Genomic DNA, 1,780 nt, shown 5'->3' with positions numbered 1-1,780 from the left:
CTGATTCCCTATCGGGGATTGGTTGTCAAGGGGCCGTGTTGCTTGACGGTCCGTGACGGTGTCACGGAGGATTCGTGTGGGGAAGGTCGCCTCGTTCGTACGCTTCGAGCGTCTTTTTGATCATGTCCCGTGAGGACTTGTTGAGGGGCCTTCCCCGCCCTGCGTTTGCTGCTGCGCCGTCGCCGTCGGGTCTCCTCGGTCACGGTCCAGTGTTCGGCGATGATTCGTTTCGCCTGTGGTGGGGTGACCGGGGTGCCGTCGACGTCGCAGATCACGTAAGGCATGCGGCGGCGCATGACGGTCCAGAGCCGTTCGGCGAGTCGGGCCGCGACGACGCAGCTGGCTTTGAGGTGTTCGGCGCCGCGTTCGACCATCTGCTGGTGGTAGACCCGCGCGAGTTGGGGGTCCTGCTTGCGGGCCCAGTCAGCGGCGCGGATCAGGGTGGCCCGGGCGAGCCGGGAGCCGGCCTTGGACATCGGCTGGCCCTTGCGGTCGGTGTCTCCGGTCTCCGACGCCCGCGGTGCGAGCCCGAGGTAGGACTTGAAGTGCGCTGCTGTCGGGAACCGGGAGGCGTCGCCGATGACTGCGGTCATCGCCGGTCCGCCGACTTCGGCCAGGCCGGGCAGGCTACGGGCCAGCTGCATCGGATCCACCCACCGGTAGCAGGACTCCCGCTCGGCCGCGTGAGCGGCGAGCTCGGCGTCGATAGCGCGTAGCAGCCGCACCTCGGTGGCGATCTCGGCGGCCAGGTCGGTGAACGCGACCGCCGGATGATCACCGTAGAGATCGACCGCGGCCCGGGCCGCGGCCAGCCACTGCTCAGCCCGTGCCTGCCCCTGATGATTCTTCGACTCCTTGACGATCAGCGCGGTCAGCCGGGCCCGCCCAAGCCGCAGCAGCGCACGCGGATCGGCGTAACGTTCCAGCACCGCCAGGTCGGCCTTACCCAGATCCCCGGTCAGCGGGGTGCACGGCATCACCTGCCGGACCAGGTCCTTGATCCGCACCTTGTGCTCGGACGCGGCCATCGTCAGCCGGTCACACGCCCGGACCCGCCGGTCCAGCGCCGCCGCGGCCGCGTCCGGCAGCTCGAGAGGCCGCAGCCCGTCCGGGTCGATCAACGGCAACCGGGCCAGAGTGTCCGCGTCGATACCGTTGGACTTCGCGTGCCGTGACAGGAACCGGCGCAGATCCGCCGCCTTCGCACTCGACACCCGAAACACCAGGTGCCCACGAGTGGTGAAGAACACCGCGATCGGCAACCACGCCGGCCCGGTCGGCTCGATCACCACCTCCAGCCGCGTGCCCGGCACTGCCCCGGCCAACGCCGCCGACTCCACCACGGCCAGGCTCTGCACCGTCGGCTCACACCGGCGCCGGCACACCTCCCGCCCCGCCTCGTCACGCACCCGTACCGTGTGCGCCGACACGATTCCCAGATCGATACCGACCAACCTGCGCTGCACTTGCCGCCCCCTCCAGGTCCGCAACAACCACCTACTCCGGCAGGCCACGCGGGCAAACCGCACGACAGCCACGGTCCCAAGGAGGCAGAGCAATCCGACGACGGCTCCCACTCATGTGCTGCAACCGGACCCGGCCTCAACGGACCGGCCCACTTCCCTCATCCGGGGCATCCGTGGCCAGACCAGCGGTGGCAATCAGTCGTACGAGGCTTTCCCTCAGACCCCAACTCGTCGCCACCCACCGGACCAACCGGGGATGCTCATGCAACCCTGGAACCCCGGACTGATCAAGTACCGGAGCTCCTTACATGACC

The 1,780-nt window shown here is 68.8% G+C and carries 1 protein-coding gene; it reads right to left on the bottom strand.

Annotated elements, in window-relative coordinates:
• Positions 1–8: 8 nt before the first annotated feature.
• Entirely contained in the window at positions 9–1,466 is a 1,458-nt protein-coding gene (locus ABNF97_RS33820; protein ID WP_349341051.1) for a transposase, read from the bottom strand.
• Positions 1,467–1,780: the final 314 nt, after the last annotated feature.

It is taken from the genome of Plantactinospora sp. B6F1, from assembly GCF_040120695.1.
Classification (GTDB): domain Bacteria; phylum Actinomycetota; class Actinomycetes; order Mycobacteriales; family Micromonosporaceae; genus Plantactinospora.
Note: the sequence above shows the minus strand (reverse complement) of the source record. Positions and strands in the feature narration are given on the sequence as shown.